General features: G+C 55.9%; 20 protein-coding genes and 1 tRNA gene. 10 read left to right on the top strand and 11 right to left on the bottom strand.

Annotated features, from left to right (window positions below):
- Nucleotides 1-18: 18 nt before the first annotated feature.
- The 10 genes from MIM_RS07755 (at nucleotide 19) to MIM_RS22075 (ending at nucleotide 9772) form a co-directional block, all read left to right on the top strand.
- A complete protein-coding gene (locus MIM_RS07755; protein ID WP_042070083.1) occupies nucleotides 19-588 on the top strand; it encodes an LPS-assembly lipoprotein LptE in 570 nt (189 codons plus the stop codon).
- A gap of 5 nt (nucleotides 589-593) precedes the next feature.
- Nucleotides 594-1655 carry a DNA polymerase III subunit delta gene (gene holA, locus MIM_RS07750; protein WP_025372192.1) on the top strand — a complete coding sequence of 354 codons (1062 nt, stop codon included), beginning with the start codon at nucleotides 594-596 and terminating at the stop codon, nucleotides 1653-1655.
- 7 nt (nucleotides 1656-1662) lie between these two features.
- The gene (locus MIM_RS07745) at nucleotides 1663-2943 is read left to right on the top strand and encodes a glutamate-5-semialdehyde dehydrogenase (protein ID WP_025372191.1); all 1281 of its coding nucleotides are present in this window, start codon (nucleotides 1663-1665) and stop codon (nucleotides 2941-2943) included.
- Between the two features lie 7 nt (nucleotides 2944-2950).
- A complete protein-coding gene (locus MIM_RS07740) occupies nucleotides 2951-3370 on the top strand; it encodes a CopD family protein (protein ID WP_025372190.1) in 420 nt (139 codons plus the stop codon).
- Between the two features lie 11 nt (nucleotides 3371-3381).
- On the top strand, nucleotides 3382-4980 hold the full coding sequence (locus MIM_RS07735) for a THUMP domain-containing class I SAM-dependent RNA methyltransferase (RefSeq protein ID WP_025372189.1): 1599 nt from the start codon (nucleotides 3382-3384) through the stop codon (nucleotides 4978-4980).
- A gap of 11 nt (nucleotides 4981-4991) precedes the next feature.
- On the top strand, nucleotides 4992-5525 hold the full coding sequence (locus MIM_RS07730) for an RDD family protein (RefSeq protein ID WP_025372188.1): 534 nt from the start codon (nucleotides 4992-4994) through the stop codon (nucleotides 5523-5525).
- Nucleotides 5522-6967 carry an AMP-binding protein gene (locus MIM_RS07725; protein WP_187329593.1) on the top strand — a complete coding sequence of 482 codons (1446 nt, stop codon included), beginning with the start codon at nucleotides 5522-5524 and terminating at the stop codon, nucleotides 6965-6967. The genes MIM_RS07730 and MIM_RS07725 overlap by 4 nt, the downstream gene beginning before the upstream one ends.
- A gap of 20 nt (nucleotides 6968-6987) precedes the next feature.
- The gene (locus MIM_RS07720; RefSeq protein WP_025372186.1) at nucleotides 6988-7509 is read left to right on the top strand and encodes a gamma carbonic anhydrase family protein; all 522 of its coding nucleotides are present in this window, start codon (nucleotides 6988-6990) and stop codon (nucleotides 7507-7509) included.
- Between the two features lie 24 nt (nucleotides 7510-7533).
- Entirely contained in the window at nucleotides 7534-8457 is a 924-nt protein-coding gene (hslO, locus tag MIM_RS07715) for an Hsp33 family molecular chaperone HslO (RefSeq protein WP_025372185.1), read from the top strand.
- A 376-nt stretch (nucleotides 8458-8833) separates the two neighbouring features.
- On the top strand, nucleotides 8834-9772 hold the full coding sequence (locus tag MIM_RS22075; protein WP_025372184.1) for a hypothetical protein: 939 nt from the start codon (nucleotides 8834-8836) through the stop codon (nucleotides 9770-9772).
- A gap of 140 nt (nucleotides 9773-9912) precedes the next feature.
- Here the strand turns inward: MIM_RS22075 and ftsB are convergent, their stop codons facing one another.
- The 11 genes from ftsB to MIM_RS07655 form a co-directional block, all read right to left on the bottom strand.
- The gene (ftsB, locus tag MIM_RS07705) at nucleotides 9913-10368 is read right to left on the bottom strand and encodes a cell division protein FtsB (RefSeq protein WP_025372183.1); all 456 of its coding nucleotides are present in this window, start codon (nucleotides 10366-10368) and stop codon (nucleotides 9913-9915) included.
- Between the two features lie 30 nt (nucleotides 10369-10398).
- A complete protein-coding gene (eno, locus tag MIM_RS07700) occupies nucleotides 10399-11685 on the bottom strand; it encodes a phosphopyruvate hydratase (RefSeq protein ID WP_025372182.1) in 1287 nt (428 codons plus the stop codon).
- A 121-nt stretch (nucleotides 11686-11806) separates the two neighbouring features.
- Nucleotides 11807-13441 (bottom strand): MDR family MFS transporter, encoded by a 1635-nt coding sequence (locus tag MIM_RS07695; protein ID WP_025372181.1) that lies wholly within the window; start codon nucleotides 13439-13441, stop codon nucleotides 11807-11809.
- Between the two features lie 124 nt (nucleotides 13442-13565).
- Nucleotides 13566-14423, bottom strand: coding sequence for a 3-deoxy-8-phosphooctulonate synthase (gene kdsA / locus MIM_RS07690; RefSeq protein WP_025372180.1), 858 nt, complete (start codon nucleotides 14421-14423; stop codon nucleotides 13566-13568).
- 10 nt (nucleotides 14424-14433) lie between these two features.
- A complete protein-coding gene (locus MIM_RS07685) occupies nucleotides 14434-16086 on the bottom strand; it encodes a CTP synthase (RefSeq protein WP_025372179.1) in 1653 nt (550 codons plus the stop codon).
- Between the two features lie 313 nt (nucleotides 16087-16399).
- Entirely contained in the window at nucleotides 16400-17272 is an 873-nt protein-coding gene (locus MIM_RS07680; RefSeq protein ID WP_025372178.1) for an NAD-dependent protein deacetylase, read from the bottom strand.
- Nucleotides 17273-17281: 9 nt separating this feature from the next.
- A complete protein-coding gene (locus MIM_RS07675; protein ID WP_025372177.1) occupies nucleotides 17282-17671 on the bottom strand; it encodes a cupin domain-containing protein in 390 nt (129 codons plus the stop codon).
- A gap of 57 nt (nucleotides 17672-17728) precedes the next feature.
- A complete protein-coding gene (locus MIM_RS07670) occupies nucleotides 17729-18130 on the bottom strand; it encodes a hypothetical protein (protein ID WP_144084607.1) in 402 nt (133 codons plus the stop codon).
- Nucleotides 18131-18383: 253 nt separating this feature from the next.
- Nucleotides 18384-18459 (bottom strand) — tRNA-Asn (locus MIM_RS07665).
- Nucleotides 18460-18637: 178 nt separating this feature from the next.
- A complete protein-coding gene (locus MIM_RS07660) occupies nucleotides 18638-20323 on the bottom strand; it encodes a cation acetate symporter (protein WP_407638153.1) in 1686 nt (561 codons plus the stop codon).
- Between the two features lie 25 nt (nucleotides 20324-20348).
- Nucleotides 20349-20669, bottom strand: coding sequence for a DUF485 domain-containing protein (locus MIM_RS07655; RefSeq protein ID WP_025372174.1), 321 nt, complete (start codon nucleotides 20667-20669; stop codon nucleotides 20349-20351).
- Between the last annotated feature and the right edge of the window lie 119 nt (nucleotides 20670-20788).

The following is a 20788-nucleotide window of genomic DNA, read 5'->3' as shown; positions in this document are numbered from 1 at the left end:
ATTCTGCAGGTGAAAACCATGGTGTACTCTTCCCTATTCTCACGCTGGCATCAGGCGCTGCTGGCCGCCCTCCTGCTCAGCATGGTACTGGCTGGTTGTGGCTTCAAGCTGCGTGGTGAAAAACCGTTGCCGTTTACCACGATGTACACCAATATTGAAAGCAACTCGAATTTTGGTGCCTATTTGCGCCGGTCCCTGAAGGCCAGCTCGCCCTCGCTGCAATTTGTCGACAATCAGGCAACGGCACAGGTTGTGCTCTCGCAGCTGGAGCGCATCCAGTCGCAACGCGAGGTCTCGCTCAACGCTCAGGGACAGGTTGAAGAGTACGAACTGACACTGCGTCTGACCTTTCAACTGGTGTCCAATAATGGCCAGCTGCTGATCCCGCCGTCCACGCTTACCTCCACACGCACACTGCCGTATGACGAAGCCAATGCACAGGCCAAAGCCCAGGAAATGGTCACGCTCTATCAGGACATGGAAGTCCAAATGGTGGGACAACTGGTACGGCGTATCAGTTCTGATGACGTGATTCAGGGCTATAGACAGGGCGCCGGTACATCAGGTGAAGAACAGTTCGTCCGATAAGCACGATGGCAGGACAAACCCCTAACTACGAACGCTTTGTCACCGATCTGGGTAAGCCGGATGCGCAGTTGCATCCGTTATACGTGATCAGCGGCGACGAGCTGCTGTTGCGCAACGAAGCCCTGGATGCCTTGCGTGCAGCCTGTCGGCTCCAGGGTTACACCGAAAGAGTCACGCTCAGCCTGGCGGCCACCGGCCCCTGGAATGCCATTGAAGAAAATACCCAGTCAATCTCCCTGTTCGGCGACCGCAAGCTGATGGAAATTGAGCTGCCCACGGGCAAGCCCGGCAAAACCGGCGGCGACGCCCTGGTCGCGCTCGCAAACCGCGCCGCCAGCCAGGAATTGACCGACATATCCATTGTCCTGATTCTGCCACGCGCAGACCGGGCCATGTCGTCAGCCAAATGGTATACCGCCCTCACGCAACAGGCCGTGCTAGTCAATACGCCGGTCATCACCCGAGAGCAATTGCCTGCCTGGATTCAAAGCCGGCTTAAACGCCAGAAACAAAAGGCCGACGCGGCCACCCTGGCCTGGATTACCGATAAGGTCGAAGGCAATTTGCTGGCAGCACACCAGGAAATACTCAAGCTTGGGCTGCAATATCCGGAAGGCGAATTAACTTTGGAAGAAGTGGAAAATGCCGTTCTGGACGTGAGTCGCTATAATGTCTTTGATATGAGCAATGCCATTTTGCGCGGCGATGGCCAGCGTGCCCTCAAAGTGCTGCATGGGCTGGAGGCCGAAGGTGAAGCGTTGCCGATGGTGCTGGGCCTGCTCACTTATGACATTCGTAATCTTTACACACTTGCCCAGGCAAGGCAGAGCGGCCACAATCCCAGGAATCTGACCCGCAAGCTCGGTCTGTTTCCACCCAAGGACCAGTTGATTCTCAATACCCTGGATCGGCTGCCGTTTTCACAAATCATGGGGCTGATCCAGCACGCCCATGACATTGACCGCCTGTTCAAGGGCTTTCCGGCTGACGGCAGACTGACCGACGCCTGGCAGGAAATGGCCCGGCTCGTACTGCGTATGGCAGACGCACCCGCATCTTCTCACTGACTTAATAATGACGACCGAAACCAGTAAACCGCTAGATCTTGAAACGCAAATGCTGACCTACGGACAGCAGGCGAAAACCGCTGCCCGCCAGTTGATGCGCGCCGACGACAAACAGAAATCGGCTGCCCTGCTGCATATTGCCCATACCCTGGAAACCCGGGCGGCGCATTTGCAGGCCGAAAACGCACTTGACCTGGACAAAGCCCGCGACAATGGCCTGGAACCGGCCATGCTGGATCGACTAACGCTATCGGATAAGGCGCTGGGCCTGATGGCCACCGGCCTGCGCCAGATCGCAGCGCTCGAAGACCCGGTAGGCAGCCGCAGTGAAACCCGCATCCGGCCTAACGGCATGCAGGTCTCGAAAATGCGCATACCGCTGGGGGTGATTGGCATCATTTATGAATCGCGTCCCAATGTCACGATCGATGCGGCCGCGTTGTGCCTGAAATCGGGCAATGCCGCCATTTTGCGCGGCGGCAGCGAGGCGTTTCGTTCAAATCAGGCATTGGGCACCATCATTCAGGAAGGCCTGGCCCACGCCGGCCTGCCTGCGCACGCGGTGCAAACCGTCAATACCACGGACCGCGCCGCTGTCGGCAAACTCATCACCCTGACCGATTACGTCGATGTGATTATTCCCCGTGGTGGCAAAGGCCTGATCCGGCGCCTGGAAGCGGAAGCAACCGTGCCCATGATCCGCCATCTTGACGGCAACTGCCACGTCTACATTGACCGCGCTGCCGACCTGGATATGGCGCACAACATTGCCTTCCAGGCCAAAACCTATCGGTATGGCGTTTGCGGCTCCATGGAAACGCTGCTGGTGCACCAGGACGTGGCCGCGCAAGTGTTGCCCCGGCTTGCCGCTGCCTATATAGAAAAAGGTGTAGAACTGCGCGGCTGTCCGCGTACGCTGCAACTGGTACCACAGGCCTCGGCAGCCACCGACGAAGACTGGGCAACTGAATACCTGGCACCGATTCTGGCCATTCGCATTGTCGACTCTATTGATGATGCCATGACCCATATCGCCACCTGGAGTTCTGGTCATACCGAAGCGATTGTGACGGACAGCGTCGCCGCCGCCAACCGGTTCCAGCGGGAAGTAGACTCCAGTTCAGTTTATGTGAATCTGCCAACCGTCTTTGCCGATGGCTTCGAGTACGGACTGGGCGCAGAGATCGGCATTTCAACCAATCGCCTGCATGCCCGCGGCCCTGTCGGCCTGGAAGGCCTGACCACCTATAAATGGGTGCTCGAAGGCAACGGCCAATTGCGCGGGTAAATAAAAAATGCTCTGGATCAAATCCCTTCATATCGTCTTTGTCATCGCCTGGTTTGCCGGCCTGTTCTATTTGCCGCGCATTTTTGTTAACCTGGCCCAGCAACCGCAGGATGGTCCGGTTTATCCGGTCCTGCTGGGCATGGCCCGGCGGCTGCTGCGCTTTACCACCATGCTGGCAGTGCCGGCCGTCGCTTTCGGCCTGGTGCTCATGCTGTATTACCGAATCGGCCTGAGCAACGGCTGGCTGCACGCGAAATTGCTTTTTGTACTGCTGATTATCGGCTACCATCACGCCTGTTTTCGCATTTACCAAAAATTTGTACAGGGCCGCAACCAGCGCGACCATGTGTTCTATCGCTGGTTCAATGAGGTACCGGTATTGCTGCTGCTGGCGGTGGTCATTCTTGTGGTCACCAAACCTTTCTGACAGGCTTCGCCATGACCGATGACACCAATACCCCTCCAGAGCGCAAGAAACTCAGTCTGAGTCGCGCACCGCGCAAAGCAGACGAGAATGACGATGCCGACCAGAAGCCACGAGTCCGTTCCGGCGCAAGAGCGCGCGCCGTTGCGCAAAATCAACTGCGTTCCGGCCAGGACAAACCTGCGCCGGCCAGACCCCGGCGCCCGTTACCCACAGAACGCAGCGTCTCTGCGGGTGACACGAACGAATCATATCAATCGCGCCGGATAGCGGCAGAGCGCACCGAAAGGCCAATGCGCAGCGACAGACCAATCCGCAGCGACAGGCCCAGGACCGCAGCCCGCCAGCCGGATGTCCATCCTGACGCCCCGGTGACAAATAAGCGCTCCCGGGGTGAACCCGCCGATCGCCGGACCCGTACACCGCGGGAAGCCGGACAGGCGCGACCACGCCCTTCTTCCCGCCTGACCGAAACGTTCAGGGTATTTGCACCCTGCCCGCAAGGGCTGGAAGAGATTCTGTGCGAAGAGATGCAGGCGCTGGGGTTTGATCAGGTAGAAAAAGGCCGCGCCGGCTGCGCTTTCGAAGCTGACTGGGCCGGCATTCTGCGGGCCAATCTGTACTCCCGCCTGGCAACCCGGATTCTGGTGCAGGTGGCGCATGGCCTGGTCCTCACCGAAGACGACATCTACGAACTGGCTTACGACGCCCCGTGGGAGCGCTGGTTTGGCGCTGAACATACCCTGCGGGTGGATACGTCGGCCATCCAGAGCCCCATGAAAAGTCTGATGTTCTGCAATCTGAAGGCAAAAGACGGCATCTGTGACCGCTTGCGTGATCGGGAAGGCGAACGGCCCAGCATCGATACCGTCCGACCCGACGCCCGGGTCCACCTGTTTCTGACCCGGGATTCGGGCACGCTGTACCTGGACACGTCGGGCGAATCACTGTTCAAACGCGGCTGGCGTCTGGACAAGGGCGAAGCGCCGCTGCGTGAAAACCTGGCCGCCGGTATTCTGGCACTATCGGGCTGGGATCCTTCGCAACCGCTGCTGGATCCTTTTTGCGGTAGCGGCACGATTCTGATCGAGGCCGCCTGGATCGCACAAGGCGTGCCACCGGGTATTTCCCGTCCCTTTGGTTTCGAGCGCCTGCGCAATGCCGACGCCCGTCAGTGGTCGGCCCTGAAAGAAGATGCCTTCAGTCGCATCGCACCGGAACTGGAAACGCCGCTCTATGGCTGCGACCTGAATCCTCACGCGATAGAGGCCGCACGCGACAACATGCAGCGCGCAAACCTGGCGCCCGACTCGATCCAGTTTGCCCGGGCCAACGCCCTCGATCTGCAGCCGCCAACCAATAGCGGCTGGCTGGTAACGAACCCGCCTTATGGGGAACGGCTCGACCAGCAGGACGACAGTTTCTGGCGCGATTGGTCCGCCTGCCTGAAACAGCATTTTGCCGGCTGGCAGGTCCATGTGATTTCCAGCGACCTGGAACTACCTGGCAAATTGCGTCTGAAACCGCGCCGCCGTACGCCACTGTACAATGGAGCACTTGACTGCCGCCTGTTTTCATTTGAAATGGTTGCCGACAGCTACCGTAAACCCTGATAGCCAACTGCATGAACTCTTCTGCCACTCCCGACGCGGCACTGTCGTCGCGTCGTTCTCCATCCCGTCTGCGCCTGTTTGCCTGCATGATGTATGAGGCCGTGCTGCTGTTCGGCGTGGTCTTCTTTACCGACTACATTTTCGATACGCTGACACAAAGCCGCAGCGGTCTGACCCTGCTGGGTACCCGCCAGGCCGTGCTGTTTGTCGCCATCGGCCTGTATTTTGTGCTGTGCTGGCGCAAACATGGACAAACACTGCCCATGAAAACCTGGAATATCCGTCTCGTCAGCCGGCAAGGCACCCGTGCCCCACTGGGTAAACTGGTACTGCGCTATATTCTGTGCTGGCCCATCCCGCTGCTGGGCGCCTATCTTGTCTACACCATCTCCACCTCTCTGGGCTGGCCATCCGTGACCCTTTTCATCGTCTTCACGCCTTTTCTCAACTTTGTTTACAGCTGGTTCGACCGGGACGGCCTGATGTTACATGACAGGCTGGCGGGCACCCGTCTGGCCGACCTATCGCCGGCGGCGATTCAATGATAGAATCAGAAGTCCCCGGGCAGCAGGCAGGATCTTTTTTGCACGCACTGCCCTATTTCTTTAGCGCCCCCGATTCTATACGCCACCTTATGACCGATCATTATTCGTCACTCTATAAATCATTTGAATGGCTGGTGCCTTCGGTATTCAATATAGCGGATGCCTGCTGTCACCGGTGGGCCTCCAGCCCTCACGAAGCACGCCAGGTCGCGATTTATTTCGAAGATCAGGTAGGGCAGCTCACCCTCCTCACTTACGGCCAACTGTCCGAAAAGGTGAATAAACTGGCCAACGGCTTCATCCGCATGGGTGTGCAGCCGCAGGATCGCGTTGCGGTCGCCCTGCAGCACTCAGCAGAAAGCGCCATCACCCAGCTGGCGGTGCTTACTGTGGGCGCCATTGTCGTGCCCCTGACCGCCTCCCTTAGCAGTGCCGAATACGGAGAACGGCTGCATGATTCGCAGGCGCGGGTAGCGGTAGTCGACAAGCACTCCATTACCGCGCTGATTTCGGCGGTTGACAATCATTCGCCGGTCAAACAGATCATCGGCATCCACACGGATGACGATCGCATCATTTCCTGGCGCACCCTGCTGGCGCGTCAACCGTCCACATTCACACCCCATGTGGTCAGTGCCTCCACGCCTGCCATTCTGGTGTACCCTGCTCCTACAGAAAACGAACCATTGCGCGGCGTGCTTCTGGATCACAGCTCCCTGATCGGCACCCTGCCGGGCTTTGTCGCCTCGCAGAACTGGTTTCCAAAATCAAACGACATTTTCTGGACCTCCTACGACTGGAACAGCCCCAACGGCCTGCTCAATGCCCTGCTACCCACGCTGTATTTCGGCAAATCCATCGTCGGCTGTCCCGCTGGACGCACCATCCCGCGACTGTTCACACTGCTGGAACACTACCAGATCACCAATATTTATGCCTCCGGCCCGGATTTGCGCCGTATCCGCGACTACCCCGATGCGCTGGAAGAATTCGATCTGGCCATCCGCAGCATCAGTTGCCTGGACACCGATTACGATCCCTCCCTGGGCCAATGGGCCAGACAGCGCTTTAACGTTGATATCAATGTCGTGGCCGCCCCGCTGGGCTTTGGCTACATCATTGGCGAAAGCCAGGAAAAATGGGCACCGCGCCAGGGCAGCATGGGCCGGGTTTATCCCGGACACCGGATTACAGTGATAGACCAGGCCGGCAAACCACTGAAGACCGGTCAGAAAGGTTTTATTGCAGTCAACAGAACCGACCAGAACGACTATCCTGATCCGGCGGTTGCCCTGAACTATTGGTCCGGCGCCCAGATTCACCCTCTGCAGGCCGAACCACAAGACTGGATTCCAACCGCCATTCGTGGTCACATTGACAAAGATGGTTACGTCTGGCGCGATATCAGCACCAGCACAGAAACCGACAATTTGACCAGCTAGGAACAGGAGAATTATTTATCATGGCTGTCTATCAGATCGATGAGCTGGCGCCCACCATCGACCCCACCGCTTTTGTCTTTGACAGTGCGACGGTCATTGGCAACGTAACGCTGGAAAAAGATGTCAGCATCTGGGCCAATGTTGCCATTCGCGGCGACAACGCACCTATCCTGATTCAGGAAGGCAGCAACGTCCAGGAAGGCAGCGTGCTGCATGTAGACGAAGGCGTTCCTCTCACCATTGAAAAGAACGTCACCGTAGGCCACCAGGCCATGCTGCACGGCTGTACCATCGGCGAAGGCTCGCTCATCGGCATGCAGGCCATTGTGCTGAACAATGCCCGCATTGGCAAAAACTGCATCATCGGCGCCGGCGCCATTGTGACCGAAGGCAAAGTCATCCCTGACGGCTCTCTGGTGATTGGTGTCAGCAAAATTGCCCGTACACTGAGCGAAGACGAAATCGCCAATATTCACAAGAACACGGCTCATTACGTTTGGCAGGGGCAGCGCTATCGCAGCGGCCTTAAACGCCTTGGGTAATTTGAGCGCGATGCCACTCCTGCCATGACAACTGACCAATTACAGAAGTACCTGCTGGACGATCGCAGCACACGGATCCAGACCGTTGATCTGACCGACACCTGGCACACCGGGCTGGCACATCAAAGCTACCCGCCGGTCGTGCGCGACCTGCTCGGAGAACTGTGTGCCGCCTCGGTGCTGCTTGCTTCAAACATCAAATTCGATGGTTCGCTCGTACTGCAGCTGCAGGGCGACGGGGCGCTGGCCCTGATCGTGGTCGAATGCCAATCCGATCTGAGCCTGCGTGCCACCGTACAGTTGCGCCAGGAGTTTGTGGTGCCCGACAATGCCACCTTCCAGTCGCTGCTCAACGGCAACGGCAATGGCCGGTTTATCGTCATTCTGGATCCGGCAGACCGTCAGGAAGGCCAGCAACCCTATCAGGGCGTGGTGCCCATGGAAGGCGATTCGGTTGCCAAAGTGCTGGAGCACTATATGAAACAGTCGGAGCAACTCGATACGCATATCTGGCTGGCTGCCAACGAGCAACGCGCTACCGGCTTGCTGCTGCAGCGCTTGCCCGACCATGGAGGCACCGCAGAAGATGCAGAAGCGCATCGGGAATCATGGCAGCGCGCCGGCATTCTGGCCCAGACGCTGACGCAGGATGAAATGCTCAGCGCGTCTCCCGAGACACTGATTCACCGCCTGTTCTGGGAAGAGCCTTTGCTCACCTTCGAACCGCAGCCGGTACGCTGGTTTTGCCCATGCACACGTGAACGCGTTGGCAATATGCTCAAAATGCTTGGTCGCGCAGAAATTGAGAGCATTCTGAGCGAACAGGAAAAAGTTGATATTGCCTGCAACTTCTGCGGCAAACCCTATACCTTCGACGCAATTGATTGTGCCCGTCTGTTTATTGATGGCCAGTCGCCTGAAGAGCCATCTGAACCGGTAGCACATTAAACGCTGACCGGCAGGTAGCCAAAGCCTGCCGACAGACTACGACAGACGCTATACCGCTACCTGGTTGCCGGGGCAGCCGGCACCTTCATCAACACGGCAACGGCTTTTACCATCTGCCCGCACCCTCATCGATACGGCCGCCGCCGTCACAATCTACCTGCCGCCGCAGACCGCGACGCGTCCTTATCCAGCACAGAAAGCCACACTATACATATACCGCGGTTTTGCGCAAACTGCGGGGATGCCATATCTCTTCCCGCCTCTGCTTTTTTTGCTCTGTCGTCGCTGCCCTGCACTTGCCCGTGCGTGCCGACCTGACTGCTTACAACCCAGAACACCCTCTGGTATCTCGCTGAGTCGCCAGCGCGGCTTTGCCATGATGGAATTTCTCGTGGTTGCCCTGCCCCTGTTACTGGCGGCCGTAACGAGCTACGAAGCCTCACGTTGGTATATGGTGCGCGAAGCGGTCAACCTTGCTCTGCTTCAGGCCGGTCGTGCCGGCAGCGTGAACCACACCAGACCACAAGCCATCGAAGATGCCTTTCTTGAGGCGCTCGCTCCATTGTACGCACCGGCCGGGGCTTATCGCAGTCCACAGGAACGGATGCAGCATCAACTACAGCGCTTCGAACAGGATAGCGGCCAGCTTGCCTGGGACATTACCATTACGCACCCTAATCTTGCGGAATTTGCGGACTTCATGCAAAAGGATCTGCCCATTGCAATCAAAACGGGCCACCCGGCCATTAATAACAATTATCAGCACCGGCAGCACCAACAGTATCCGCGAGGCACGGCATCGGGCAGCACGATCTACGACGCCAACACCCTGCAACTGCAGGCGCGCTATTTATATGAGCCGGTCGTGCCGGGCATGAAATCATTATTGCGAACCATATTCGGTGCCATCGGCGCACCTGAATCACCGCAAGCCAGGCTTGGCGCATTGCCCATGAGCGCAGCCATCACGATTGAAATGCAATCGCATCCGGTGCTCTGGCTCACTGAAGAAACGACTCATGTCCGCTACCAGCAACGCAACACGCTGGCCCGTTCCTCGGCAACCCGGCGCACGCCCCCTGATCCCGGACGCAGCCAGGGCAGCGACAATCACAGCAGCACCAAAGGCGGCATGAGCACCGAAACGGCACCACAGCCTGCTACTGTTTCCGCCACTAGTCCCGGAGATAGGCCGGTTTCCCCCGTCGACTCCGAAACAGGCACGGACAGCGGCCAGCCCACGCCTTCACGCCCTGTCGCAAATAACGATGTTCCTGAAAATGCCTTACCTACCGACGCCGCCTGCTTACCCTAGCGGCAGCCAGACAGCGCAAACGAAGGCCTGTGCAAACGAAAGCCTGCGCAAATAAGTGTTGGTGATTGGGGAACGCTCTTTTACCATCGTTCCAATAGGAAGCCAGATTCGGTCTGGCTCAGCCATATGCAGGCTAATCGCTATTGCTGGGTAGGTTTGGCCGATCTGGCAGACTTACTGCTATCGGCCTTTGCCCGCGCGCTGGCGGACGTGACCGCTTTTGCCTGCGACTTAGAAGCCTGAGGCTTGGCAGCCACAGCAGCCGGCTTGGGTTTGGATGCCTCTGGTACTTCGTAGCTCACCGGCACCTCGGGCTGCGGTTCATTCGGCGTCAGGATCTGCACATAGGTTTCATCTTTTTTAATCATGCGCATTTCAATACGGGCCCGATCCTCAAGCGCATCGGTACCCGTTTTCAGATCATGGACTTCCGCATCCATCGCATTATTGCGAGCAAGCAGCGCCTTGTTCTTCTCCTCCTGCGCTTCCAGCTGCTGCTTGAGCACTGTCACGCGTGCCCAGCCCTCTTCCCCCCACCACAGTGGATATTGAATCGCTACGCAGGCAACCATCAGGGCAAGGTATAGTAAGCGCATGACAAATGCTCAATACTCGCGCCGCAGCGCTTAACGGATGTTATAAAACGCATCCAGACCCGGGAAGCGGGCCACTTCTGCCAGTTCTTCTTCAATACGCAACAACTGATTATACTTGGCCATACGGTCTGAGCGAGACAGGGACCCGGTCTTGATTTGCATGGCATTGGTGGCCACGGCAATATCGGCAATGGTGGAGTCTTCGGTTTCACCTGAGCGGTGAGAGATCACCGCTGTATAACCTGCGCGCTTGGCCATTTCAATGGCGGCAAAGGTTTCGGTCAGGGTGCCGATCTGGTTGATCTTGATCAGAATGGAGTTGGCAACGCCTTTCTGGATTCCTTCTTTCAGGATTTTCGTATTGGTTACGAACAGATCGTCACCCACCAACTGTACTTTCTTGCCCAGTTGCTCCGTCAGGATTTTCCAGCCATCCCAGTCGTTTTCCGCCATACCGTCTTCAATGGTAATGATGGGGTATTTGTCGCACCAGGAAGCCAGCAGATTGGCAAACTCGGCCGAGCTCAGAGAGATATTGCCTTCACCTGCCAGATGATATTTACCGTCACGGAAGAACTCGGAGCTGGCGCAATCCAGACCCAGCGCAATTTGCGTGCCTGGCTCGTAGCCGGCTTCGGTAATCGCATTCAGAATCAAATGAATAGCGGATTCATGGTTGGCCACATTCGGTGCAAAACCACCTTCGTCGCCTACCGCCGTAGACATGCCATGACCATGGATCAGTTTTTTCAGGGCATGGAAAACTTCTGCGCCCATACGCAGCGACTCACGGAAACTGGTCGCGCCTACTGGCAGAATCATGAACTCCTGCATATCCAGCGTATTGTTGGCGTGGGCACCACCGTTGATGACGTTCATCATCGGTACGGGCATGCTCATGGGGCCACTGCCACCAAAATAGCGATACAGGGAAAGGCCGGACTCATCGGCTGCCGCACGGGCAACGGCCATACTGACGGCCAGCAGTGCATTGGCGCCCAGGCGTTCCTTGTTTTCGGTTCCATCCAGATCGATCAGCGTATGGTCAATAAAGGTCTGTTCCTGGGCATCCAGGCCCATGAGCGCTTCGGAAATCTCGGTATTGACGTTTTCCACTGCTTTGAGCACGCCCTTGCCCAGATAACGGGATTTGTCACCGTCACGCAATTCAACAGCTTCGCGCGTACCCGTAGAGGCACCGGACGGTACAGCGGCCCGCCCCATAACGCCGGATTCGAGCAATACATCACACTCTACGGTTGGATTCCCACGGGAATCCAGGATTTCGCGACCGATAATATCAACAATTGCACTCATGGTAATGACTTTCCTGCCTGATAAACAGTGATTTTGATGGGGTTTTATTGCGTAGATTGTACCTTACTCAGCCAATCTTGTAATTTTGCATCCACCGGCAAATGAACTTGTATCTTTATTTTTACAATTTAGCCCGCCGCCGATGCTGACCAGCAGGTGCCTCAGGCGCCGTTTTGTTCAGGCTGGCAAAACGGATCAGCGGCAGCCGGTAAAGCCACAACAGCGCAATCACATTCACCACCAGCACCACCAGCAGACCGGATTCGATCGCCCCCACCATATGCTCACGAGCCACCCGTAACCAGGGACGGGCGTCCTGCCCCAGGCGAGCCATCTGCGTAATCAGCTGGGCCTGGCTATCGGGCCTGACCAGCAGTTCGGGATCAGACAAGGCGGTGACCAATTGCGGAGAATCGATTTTCTTTGCATCGGCATTCATCCCCGCAACAAAATAGAAATTAACCATGGTGCCGATAATGGCCGTCCCCAGCATACCGCCGATCATGCGAATCGACTGCACCAGCGCTGTCACAATTCCCAGGTTGTTGCGCCCGGATAGCTCCTGGCTGAAGATCGTCAGATTGGGCAGGATAAAACCCAGGCCGACCCCACCCAGCGTCATGTACAGTAAAAAAATCCACTGTGACATCGCACGATCATAAAAAACCACGCCGACAACGGTAATGCACGTCAAGACGTAACCGATATACAGAATCCAGTTGGGCCGGGCCAGACGAATCACGATCCGACCGCTCAGGATACTGCCCACGGTAATGCATACCACCAGGGGCGTGACCAGCATGCCAGCATCGTTAGGCGAATAACCGAAGCCGCCCTGAAGCAGCAGTGGAATATAAAAAAGCATGCCGAACATGACAAACCCGCTCAATAATGACAGGGTGAACATGGTGGCAAGACTGCGATTGCGGAACAATTCCAGCGGCAGCAGCGGGAAAGCGCAGTGCCGCTCCCAGCGTATCAGAACGATAAAAGCCAGCACGGATACGACAGAAAACAGAATGACCTGCCAGGAAGTGCCATGATTGGCAAACAATTCCACGGCCAGTTGCAGACATCCCAGAAACAGCGCGATCAGCACCGCACCCTGCCAGTCCAGACGAATCGTTTGCTCGCGCGAGTAACGGATCAGCGGCAGATATTGCCAGATAAAGTACAGGCTGATCAGACCGACCGGCAGATTGACGTAGAAAACCGAACGCCAGCCGTAATACTCAGTCAGAAAGCCGCCCAGTGAAGGGCCGACAGCCGAGGCAATACCAAAAGACGAGCTCAGCAGAATCTGCCAGCGCAGGCGCACTTTGGCATCCGGAAACAGATCGGGCACACAGGCAAAGGCACTACCGACAAGCATGCCGCCGCCAATACCCTGCAGAGCCCGGGCCAGCACCAGTTGCGTCATACTGCCGGCCATACCGCAAAGCATCGAGGCAATGGTAAAAATGATAACGGAGGTCACCACGAATGGTTTGCGCCCGTAATAGTCACTTAAACGCCCGCAGATCGGCACCGTGATAACAGAAGCAAGCAGATAGGACGTACCCACCCAGGCGTAGAGTTCAAAACCATTGAGTTCTGCCACAATGGTAGGCAAAGCGGTGCCCACGATCGTTTGATCCAGCCCCACCAGCATACCGACAAAACAGATACCCAGCACCGCCATCAGCGACTGCCGAAACGGCAACAGTCGTCCGGATGCCGATTTTTCTTCATTCACTTCGATTGTTCTGGTAACCATACTTCGCTTTCAAAGTAAACGCCGGCATCAGCCATCGCCGGGCATTGTGAGTTACCGGTCCGATAACGCCTGCCGGGCCGACAGTATTCGTGTTGCCGAATATTGTTGCCGGTAAACAAGGCAATCAGGCGTTGAACTGGTCCTCGATGAAGCCCTGGCTTTTGACAATACGATCAATGTCAGTAAGCGAACGCAACAGTGCTTCCATATGCGCCAGAGGCACGGCATTGGGGCCATCGGACAGCGCGACGGCCGGATCCGGATGCGTTTCCATGAACAGACCAGCTACACCCACTGCAACTGCAGCGCGTGCCAGCACGGGTACGAATTCCCGCTGGCCGCCCGACGATGTGCCCTGGCCACCGGGCAACTGCACTGAATGGGTCGCATCAAAAACGACCGGACACTCGGTGGCCCGCATGATGGCAAGCGAACGCATGTCCGACACCAGATTATTGTAGCCGAAAGAGGCACCGCGTTCGCAGACCATGATATTGGAGCCATCGCCGCCGGCCGCAACGGCGGCCGCTTTGGCCTTGGCAACCACCTGCAGCATATCGGCCGGCGCCAGAAACTGACCCTTCTTGATATTGACGGGTTTACCTGTGGCAGCACAGGCCGAAATGAAATCGGTCTGACGGCAAAGAAAAGCCGGCGTCTGCAGAACATCCACAACCGCCGCCACGCGCTCTACCTGGGTGATATCGTGAACATCGGTCAGCACGGGTACATTCAACTGGGTTCGGATATCGGCCAGAATCTGCAGGCCTTCGTCCATTCCCGGACCACGATAAGAAGTGCCCGAACTGCGATTGGCCTTATCAAAAGAGCTTTTATAGATAAAAGGAATGCCAAGGCGCCCGGTTATTTCCATCAGGGTGCCCGCGGTATCGAACGCCATCTGGCGCGATTCGATCACGCATGGGCCGGCAATCAGAAAGAAGGGCCTGGTCAGACCAACGTCGAAGCCGCAAAGATTCATGGCAATATCCTTATTGCTGGTTCTGCCGCTGTTTCTGGTATTCCAGTGCTGCCCGGATATAGCTTGAGAACAGCGGATGACCGTTACGCGGTGTTGAAGTAAATTCAGGATGGAACTGAACCCCCATGAACCATGGGTGAGACGGGATCTCCATCATCTCAGGCAGGTTCTCGGTTGGGGTACGGGCGCTGATGACCATACCGGCCTCTTCAAGACGCGGCACGTAGACATTATTCACCTCGTAGCGGTGGCGGTGGCGCTCGTTGACTTCCGGGCCATAGATATCATAGGCACGCGTGCCCTCTTTGACCGGACAACGCTGCGCGCCCTTGCGCATGGTGCCGCCCAGATCGGACGACGCCGTACGTTTTTCCACTTTGCCCTCTCGATCCATCCATTCGGTAATCAGCGCCACAACCGGGTGTGGCGCTGCCGGATCAAATTCGGTACTGTTGGCGCCGCCAAGCTGCGCCACATGCCGGGCAAATTCGATCACGGCCAGTTGCATACCCAGGCAGATTCCCAGATAAGGCACCTTGTTTTCACGCGCATACCGAATCGCGCGAATTTTTCCTTCGGTGCCGCGCTTGCCGAAACCGCCCGGTACCAGAATGGCATCCAGCGAAGCCAGCTGTTCCACTGCGCCGCCTTCCAGATCTTCGGAATCGATATAGTCGATAATGACTTTGGAACGGGTATGAATACCGGCGTGCTGCAGCGCTTCAATCAGTGACTTGTATGACTCGGTCAGATCAACATATTTGCCGACCATACCAACATGCACTTCGTGCTGCGGATGCTCCAGCGCATCAATCAGACCGTCCCACATGGACAAATCGGCCGGTGGCGGCGAAATGGCCAGCGCATCGCAAACCAGCTCATCCAGCTTCTGATCGTGCAACATGGACGGGATTTTGTAAATGGAGTCGGCATCCCAGACGGAAATGACGGCGTCCAGCGGCACATTGGAAAACAGCGAAATCTTGGCCCGCTCATCTTCGGGCACCTGACGGTCGGCACGGCACAGCAAGGCGTTCGGATAGATACCGATCTCGCGCAGCTTCTGCACCGAGTGCTGGGTTGGCTTGGTTTTGAGCTCGCCCGCCGAGGCGATAAACGGCACCAGCGTCAAATGCACGAACGCTGCACCATTGCGGCCCAGACGCAGGCTCATTTGCCGCACGGCCTCCAGAAATGGCAGGGATTCAATATCCCCGACTGTGCCGCCGATTTCCACAATGGCTACGTCAGTCTGGCCATCCCAGGCCTGCCGCGCCCCACGGATAATGAAATCTTGAATTTCATTTGTGATATGCGGAATAACCTGCACGGTCTTGCCCAGATAATCACCGCGGCGCTCTTTGCGCAGCACGGATTCGTAAATCTGACCAGTGGTAAAGTTATTGGATTTATGCATACGAGCCGAAATGAAGCGCTCGTAATGGCCGAGGTCCAGATCGGTTTCGGCGCCGTCTTCGGTGACGAACACTTCACCATGCTGCAGGGGGCTCATCGTGCCCGGGTCCACGTTAATATACGGGTCCAGCTTGAGCATGGTCACCTTCAGGCCACGCGATTCAAGGATAGCCGCAAGCGACGCAGCGGCGATTCCCTTGCCTAACGAAGAGACCACGCCGCCGGTAACGAATACATACTTTGTCATTGGAGTAAGGGCCCAAAGAAAAGGGCCGTAGCAGGAAATTTGAATTATAGCTTGAGCATGCTGCTTTTGTATGGCGCCGACGGCCTTCCGATCAAAACAGGTCGTATAATGACAGATGTAAATATCAAGAAAAGATCATGGACCGAAAACGAAAAACCCTGCTTATGCTGCTGTGCTACGTCATCGCTTTTTTTGTGACCATTGGCCTGCTTTCGCTATGGGCAACCACCCTTTACACCTAGTAATAATGCGCCATCCTGGCTGCGGGTTCACGCCAAAGCCTGTCCTGTGCCCCTCTGTCCTGCCTTCTCTTTTAAACGGCCGCCAGCCTGTCCCCATAAGCGTCACCTGCCTGCGGTAGCGGTGCCAGAATCGCATCAAGCGCGGTCAATACTGGCGCACAGGCGGTATCCAGCTTCAGCGCCAGCACGGCATCGGCCCGTGTTCTGCCCCGCGTGATAGCCGCCACCGGCTTGCCCTGCAACGCGGCATCACGCACAAAGCGATAGCCAGAATAAACCATCAGTGATGAACCGACCACCAGAACGGCACTGGCCTGCGCCAGCGCCTGATACACCGCATCCACGCGGGTACGCGGCACCGTTTCGCCGAAGAACACCACATCCGGCTTCAGAATACCGCCACAACGGTCACAGGGCGGGATGCGAAAGGAAGTAAAATCTGTTTCAAGATCTACATCACCATCCGGCGCCATGACCGCCGTCATGTCCGCCCAGGCGGGATTTGCGCTCAGCAGCTGCTGCTGATAATGAACGCGATTTACACGGGTGTCACACTGCATACACACCACATTCGCCAGCGATCCATGCAACTCCAGCAACCGGGACTGGCCCGCCTGCCGGTGCAAGCCATCTACATTCTGCGTGACCAGCAGACCCGTGTAACCCTTGAGCTCAAGCGCCTGCAGCGCCTGATGCGCCGCATTAGGACGGCCCTTTGAAAACATCGACCAGCCCACCATACTACGCGCCCAATAGCGCTGGCGTGCGGCCTCTGTACCCATAAACTGCTGAAAAGTCATGGGCGGCGGCCGCATCCAGGCACCCTCGGTATCGCGATAGGCAGGAATGCCTGAATCGGTACTACAGCCCGCACCGGTAATCACCAACAGGCCCGCATGCTGCTGCACGAAGGCCTGCAAAGCGTCGATGTCCGGTGCTGTCACAGACCCGGCCTATTCCGTGGTCTTGCCATCAAAATGCTCTTCCTGCTCATCCTGTTTGGTGGCATGAACCACCCCGTCGCGGTGCTCAGGCGGCCCGTAAATGGTGTACAAACGCAGAGGCTGATCGCCGCTGTTGATCACATTGTGACGGGCGCCGGCGGGCACAATGACCGCGTCATCGTCCTCGATGGCGTGGGTTTGTCCGTCAATCACTACCTTGCCTTTGCCTTCTTCGATGCGAAAGAACTGATCATGCTCATCATGAACCTCTTCCCCGATTTCTTCCCCAGGTTGCAGCGTCATCAGAACCAGTTGCAGGTTTTTCCCGGTGTAAAGCACCTTACGGTACAGATCATTGTTCACGGTCAATTCTTCGATATCATCGACAAAACCTTTCATACGGCTTACTCCATAAAGTGAACGGGCCCATACCAAGAGCCCCTATCGGCCTGGGATTTACATTTCCCAGGATTGAAAAACGTCATTGACAAATTTAATTTCCAGGACCTGATTGCCCATATCGGATTTCCCCGGGCTCAGCAGCTTGCCAGCCGAATCGACCATCGGTCCGACGATAGGCACGGCACCCACCATATTACCTGCCATGCTGCCGGAAGACTTGCGGGCATATTTCAGTACGGTTTCGTTATTGGAATTGCGAGTGGTGCGATCAGGCTCACCAAACACCTGCAGGGCCTCTGCCACGGTGGTCTTGTTCCTGATCAGATTCTTATTGAGAAAGGCAGGATCAAAATAATCAGCATTTCCCGTGATATCGGCCTTGCTGGGGACAGTGCACGCCACCAGTCCTGCGCTGATCAGACAGCCCAGCAACAGCCATCGCATTCGTTTCATCATTCACTCCTGGACAAGGGTTGGCATGAACGCAGTTATCATACACCGCAGGACAATGCCTGGACACTGCGCACTGTATTTGCACTCCGCTCATGCCGCACTTTATAAGCCAGATTATCCCACAATTTTGAATGCTTAGAGTCTTCCTGCGTACACCTGTGTCTGACCGCGAATTGGAAATACTGAACGCAAAAAAGCCACCTCAAAAAAGGTGGCTGATTTGTTGGCACTACTAGAGAACTCTACTAGAGAATTTTGGCTCCCCGAACTGGGTTCGAACCAGTGACCTGCGGATTAACAGTCCGTCGCTCTACCGACTGAGCTATCGGGGATCAAGTAAGAAAATGATTATAGCCAGAAACATGACAATAATGCAAGCCCTCAGGCCCGGGTTTCTTCTTTTTTACGAAAATGTTGCATTAAGCCGACGCCAATAATAAAACACGCGACCGAAGTCGCGTGTTTCCCGGCAAGAAAGCGTTTTTTAACGCCCTCTTTTTATTGCATCAATTAATGTGCAGAAGCCTTACTGCTACCAATACCGGTTTCTGCCCGTACGCGCTGAGCGTCATATCCGCCAATATCCACAGCGGCACGCTGACTCTTGTCGGTAATCGAGAAGAACCAGATACCGACAAAGGCAATGATCATGGAGAACAATGCAGGTGATTTATATGGGAACAGCGCACTGCCTGCAGGATTGCCTAGCGTGACTTCCCATACGTCGGCCGATACGATGGTCAGCAACACCGAGGAGATCAGTCCCAGGAAACCACCAATCACCGCACCGCGCGTGGTCATTTTCTTCCACATGATAGAAAGGAAAAGAACCGGGAAGTTGGCCGAGGCTGCAATCGCAAACGCCAGCGACACCATGAACGCCACGTTCTGCTTCTCGAACAGGATACCCAGCAAGATTGCCAGAATACCCAGCACGAATGTGGTAACACGTGATACACGCAGTTCGGTTGCAGAATCCACATTACCCTTACGGATCACAGACGCATACAGATCGTGCGATACCGCAGAAGCGCCTGACAGGGTCAGCCCGGCCACCACGGCCAGAATCGTGGCAAAAGCCACTGCCGAGATAAAGCCCAGGAAGATATGCCCGCCAACCGCATCGGCCAGATGCACCGCAGCCATATTGGCACCACCGATAAGGCCGCCTTTCGCATCAAGAAAATCAGGATTGGTCGATACGAAAATAATGGCACCGAAACCGATAATAAAGGTCAGCACATAGAAGTAACCGATCCAGGTGGTTGCCCAGAATACGGATTTACGTGCTTCCTTTGCATTCGGCACAGTGAAGAAACGCATCAGAATATGCGGCAGACCGGCAGTACCAAACATCAGGGCCATACCGAAGGAAATGGCAGAAATCGGATCCTTAATGAAGGAACCGGGCCCCATGATAGATTGTCCAGCCGCAGCCGCTTCCTCTGCCGTTTTACCGGCTGCCAGCGCACCCGCCGACTTCACTTCAACCGCTTTAGCAAACAGTGCTTCAAAAGAAAAACCGTTATGTTTCATTACCATGAAAGCCATGAACGAGGCACCCGCAAGCAGCATGACTGCCTTGATGATCTGCACCCACGTCGTCGCGGTCATTCCGCCGAACAAAACGTAGACCATCATCAGCACACCCACGATCAACACCGCAACCCAGTAGTCCAGACCGAACAGCAGTTTAATCAGCTGACCGGCGCCAACCATTTGCGCGATCAGATAAAACAGCACCACCACAATCGTGCCGCAGGCAGCAAAGGTACGTACCGGCATCTGCGCAAAACGGTAACTGGCCACATCGGCAAAAGTGAACCGGCCCAGGTTGCGCAGGCGTTCGGCCATCAGGAACATAATGATAGGCCAGCCTACCAGAAAACCGATGGAGTAAATCAGACCATCATAACCACTGGCCATGACCTGTGCCGCAATCCCCAGAAAGGACGCAGCCGACATATAGTCTCCGGCAATAGCCAGCCCATTCTGAAAGCCGGTGATGCCACCGCCCGCGGTATAGAAATCCGAAGCGGATTTAGTACGGGTGGCCGCCCATTTGGTGATGAAAAGCGTCAGCCCAACAAAAACGACGAACATAATGATCGCCGTAAAATTGACCTGCTGCTTAGTCGTTTCTCCGATTGCATCTGCACCATAGGCAAGAGATAGAAACAGACCGGTAAATGCCATACCGATCAGAAACCGCGATACACCTTTATTCATGAGTGACCCCTACGTCGTTCAACAAGCTTCGCTCCATCTCGTCAAATTTTGAGTTGGCAATCAGAATATAAACACCGGTAAGCGCGATGATCAGGATCATCAGACCAAAACCGACAGGAATACCCCAGGTCATGGCGCCGCCACTAATAGACTGGGCGAATAACTGCTTGTCGAAAGCAATAATGCCGATAAAACCAACATAATAGGCAACAAGAATAATGGCCGAGAAAACCCAGCCATACTGGCTGCGCAATCGCGTCATCTCCTTGTACTTCGGGTTTGCCATTACCCGTTGAACGATATCCTCACTCATATCTTTCCTCCCAGAAAGTATCGTTAAACTTTGATCGTTGTTATCAAAATGCTTATCATTTATGCAGCAAACATTTCCGTTTTACCTGTAGCACTATTTTTGTGCAATTAGTGATATAC

Source organism: Advenella mimigardefordensis DPN7, assembly GCF_000521505.1.
Taxonomy (GTDB): Bacteria; Pseudomonadota; Gammaproteobacteria; order Burkholderiales; family Burkholderiaceae_B; genus Advenella; species Advenella mimigardefordensis.
The sequence above is the reverse complement of the archived record's forward strand: the minus strand, read 5'-3'. Positions and strand labels throughout refer to the sequence as shown.

Coding starts and splice junctions, on each gene's coding strand:
- MIM_RS07755 (WP_042070083.1), top strand. CDS start 19: ATGGTGTACTCTTCCCTATTCTCACGCTGGCATCAGGCGCTGCTGGCC.
- holA (WP_025372192.1), top strand. CDS start 594: ATGGCAGGACAAACCCCTAACTACGAACGCTTTGTCACCGATCTGGGT.
- MIM_RS07745 (WP_025372191.1), top strand. CDS start 1,663: ATGACGACCGAAACCAGTAAACCGCTAGATCTTGAAACGCAAATGCTG.
- MIM_RS07740 (WP_025372190.1), top strand. CDS start 2,951: ATGCTCTGGATCAAATCCCTTCATATCGTCTTTGTCATCGCCTGGTTT.
- MIM_RS07735 (WP_025372189.1), top strand. CDS start 3,382: ATGACCGATGACACCAATACCCCTCCAGAGCGCAAGAAACTCAGTCTG.
- MIM_RS07730 (WP_025372188.1), top strand. CDS start 4,992: ATGAACTCTTCTGCCACTCCCGACGCGGCACTGTCGTCGCGTCGTTCT.
- MIM_RS07725 (WP_187329593.1), top strand. CDS start 5,522: ATGATAGAATCAGAAGTCCCCGGGCAGCAGGCAGGATCTTTTTTGCAC.
- MIM_RS07720 (WP_025372186.1), top strand. CDS start 6,988: ATGGCTGTCTATCAGATCGATGAGCTGGCGCCCACCATCGACCCCACC.
- hslO (WP_025372185.1), top strand. CDS start 7,534: ATGACAACTGACCAATTACAGAAGTACCTGCTGGACGATCGCAGCACA.
- MIM_RS22075 (WP_025372184.1), top strand. CDS start 8,834: ATGATGGAATTTCTCGTGGTTGCCCTGCCCCTGTTACTGGCGGCCGTA.
- ftsB (WP_025372183.1), bottom strand. CDS start 10,368: ATGCGCTTACTATACCTTGCCCTGATGGTTGCCTGCGTAGCGATTCAA.
- eno (WP_025372182.1), bottom strand. CDS start 11,685: ATGAGTGCAATTGTTGATATTATCGGTCGCGAAATCCTGGATTCCCGT.
- MIM_RS07695 (WP_025372181.1), bottom strand. CDS start 13,441: ATGGTTACCAGAACAATCGAAGTGAATGAAGAAAAATCGGCATCCGGA.
- kdsA (WP_025372180.1), bottom strand. CDS start 14,423: ATGAATCTTTGCGGCTTCGACGTTGGTCTGACCAGGCCCTTCTTTCTG.
- MIM_RS07685 (WP_025372179.1), bottom strand. CDS start 16,086: ATGACAAAGTATGTATTCGTTACCGGCGGCGTGGTCTCTTCGTTAGGC.
- MIM_RS07675 (WP_025372177.1), bottom strand. CDS start 17,671: ATGAAAGGTTTTGTCGATGATATCGAAGAATTGACCGTGAACAATGAT.
- MIM_RS07670 (WP_144084607.1), bottom strand. CDS start 18,130: ATGATGAAACGAATGCGATGGCTGTTGCTGGGCTGTCTGATCAGCGCA.
- MIM_RS07660 (WP_407638153.1), bottom strand. CDS start 20,323: ATGGCATTTACCGGTCTGTTTCTATCTCTTGCCTATGGTGCAGATGCA.
- MIM_RS07655 (WP_025372174.1), bottom strand. CDS start 20,669: ATGAGTGAGGATATCGTTCAACGGGTAATGGCAAACCCGAAGTACAAG.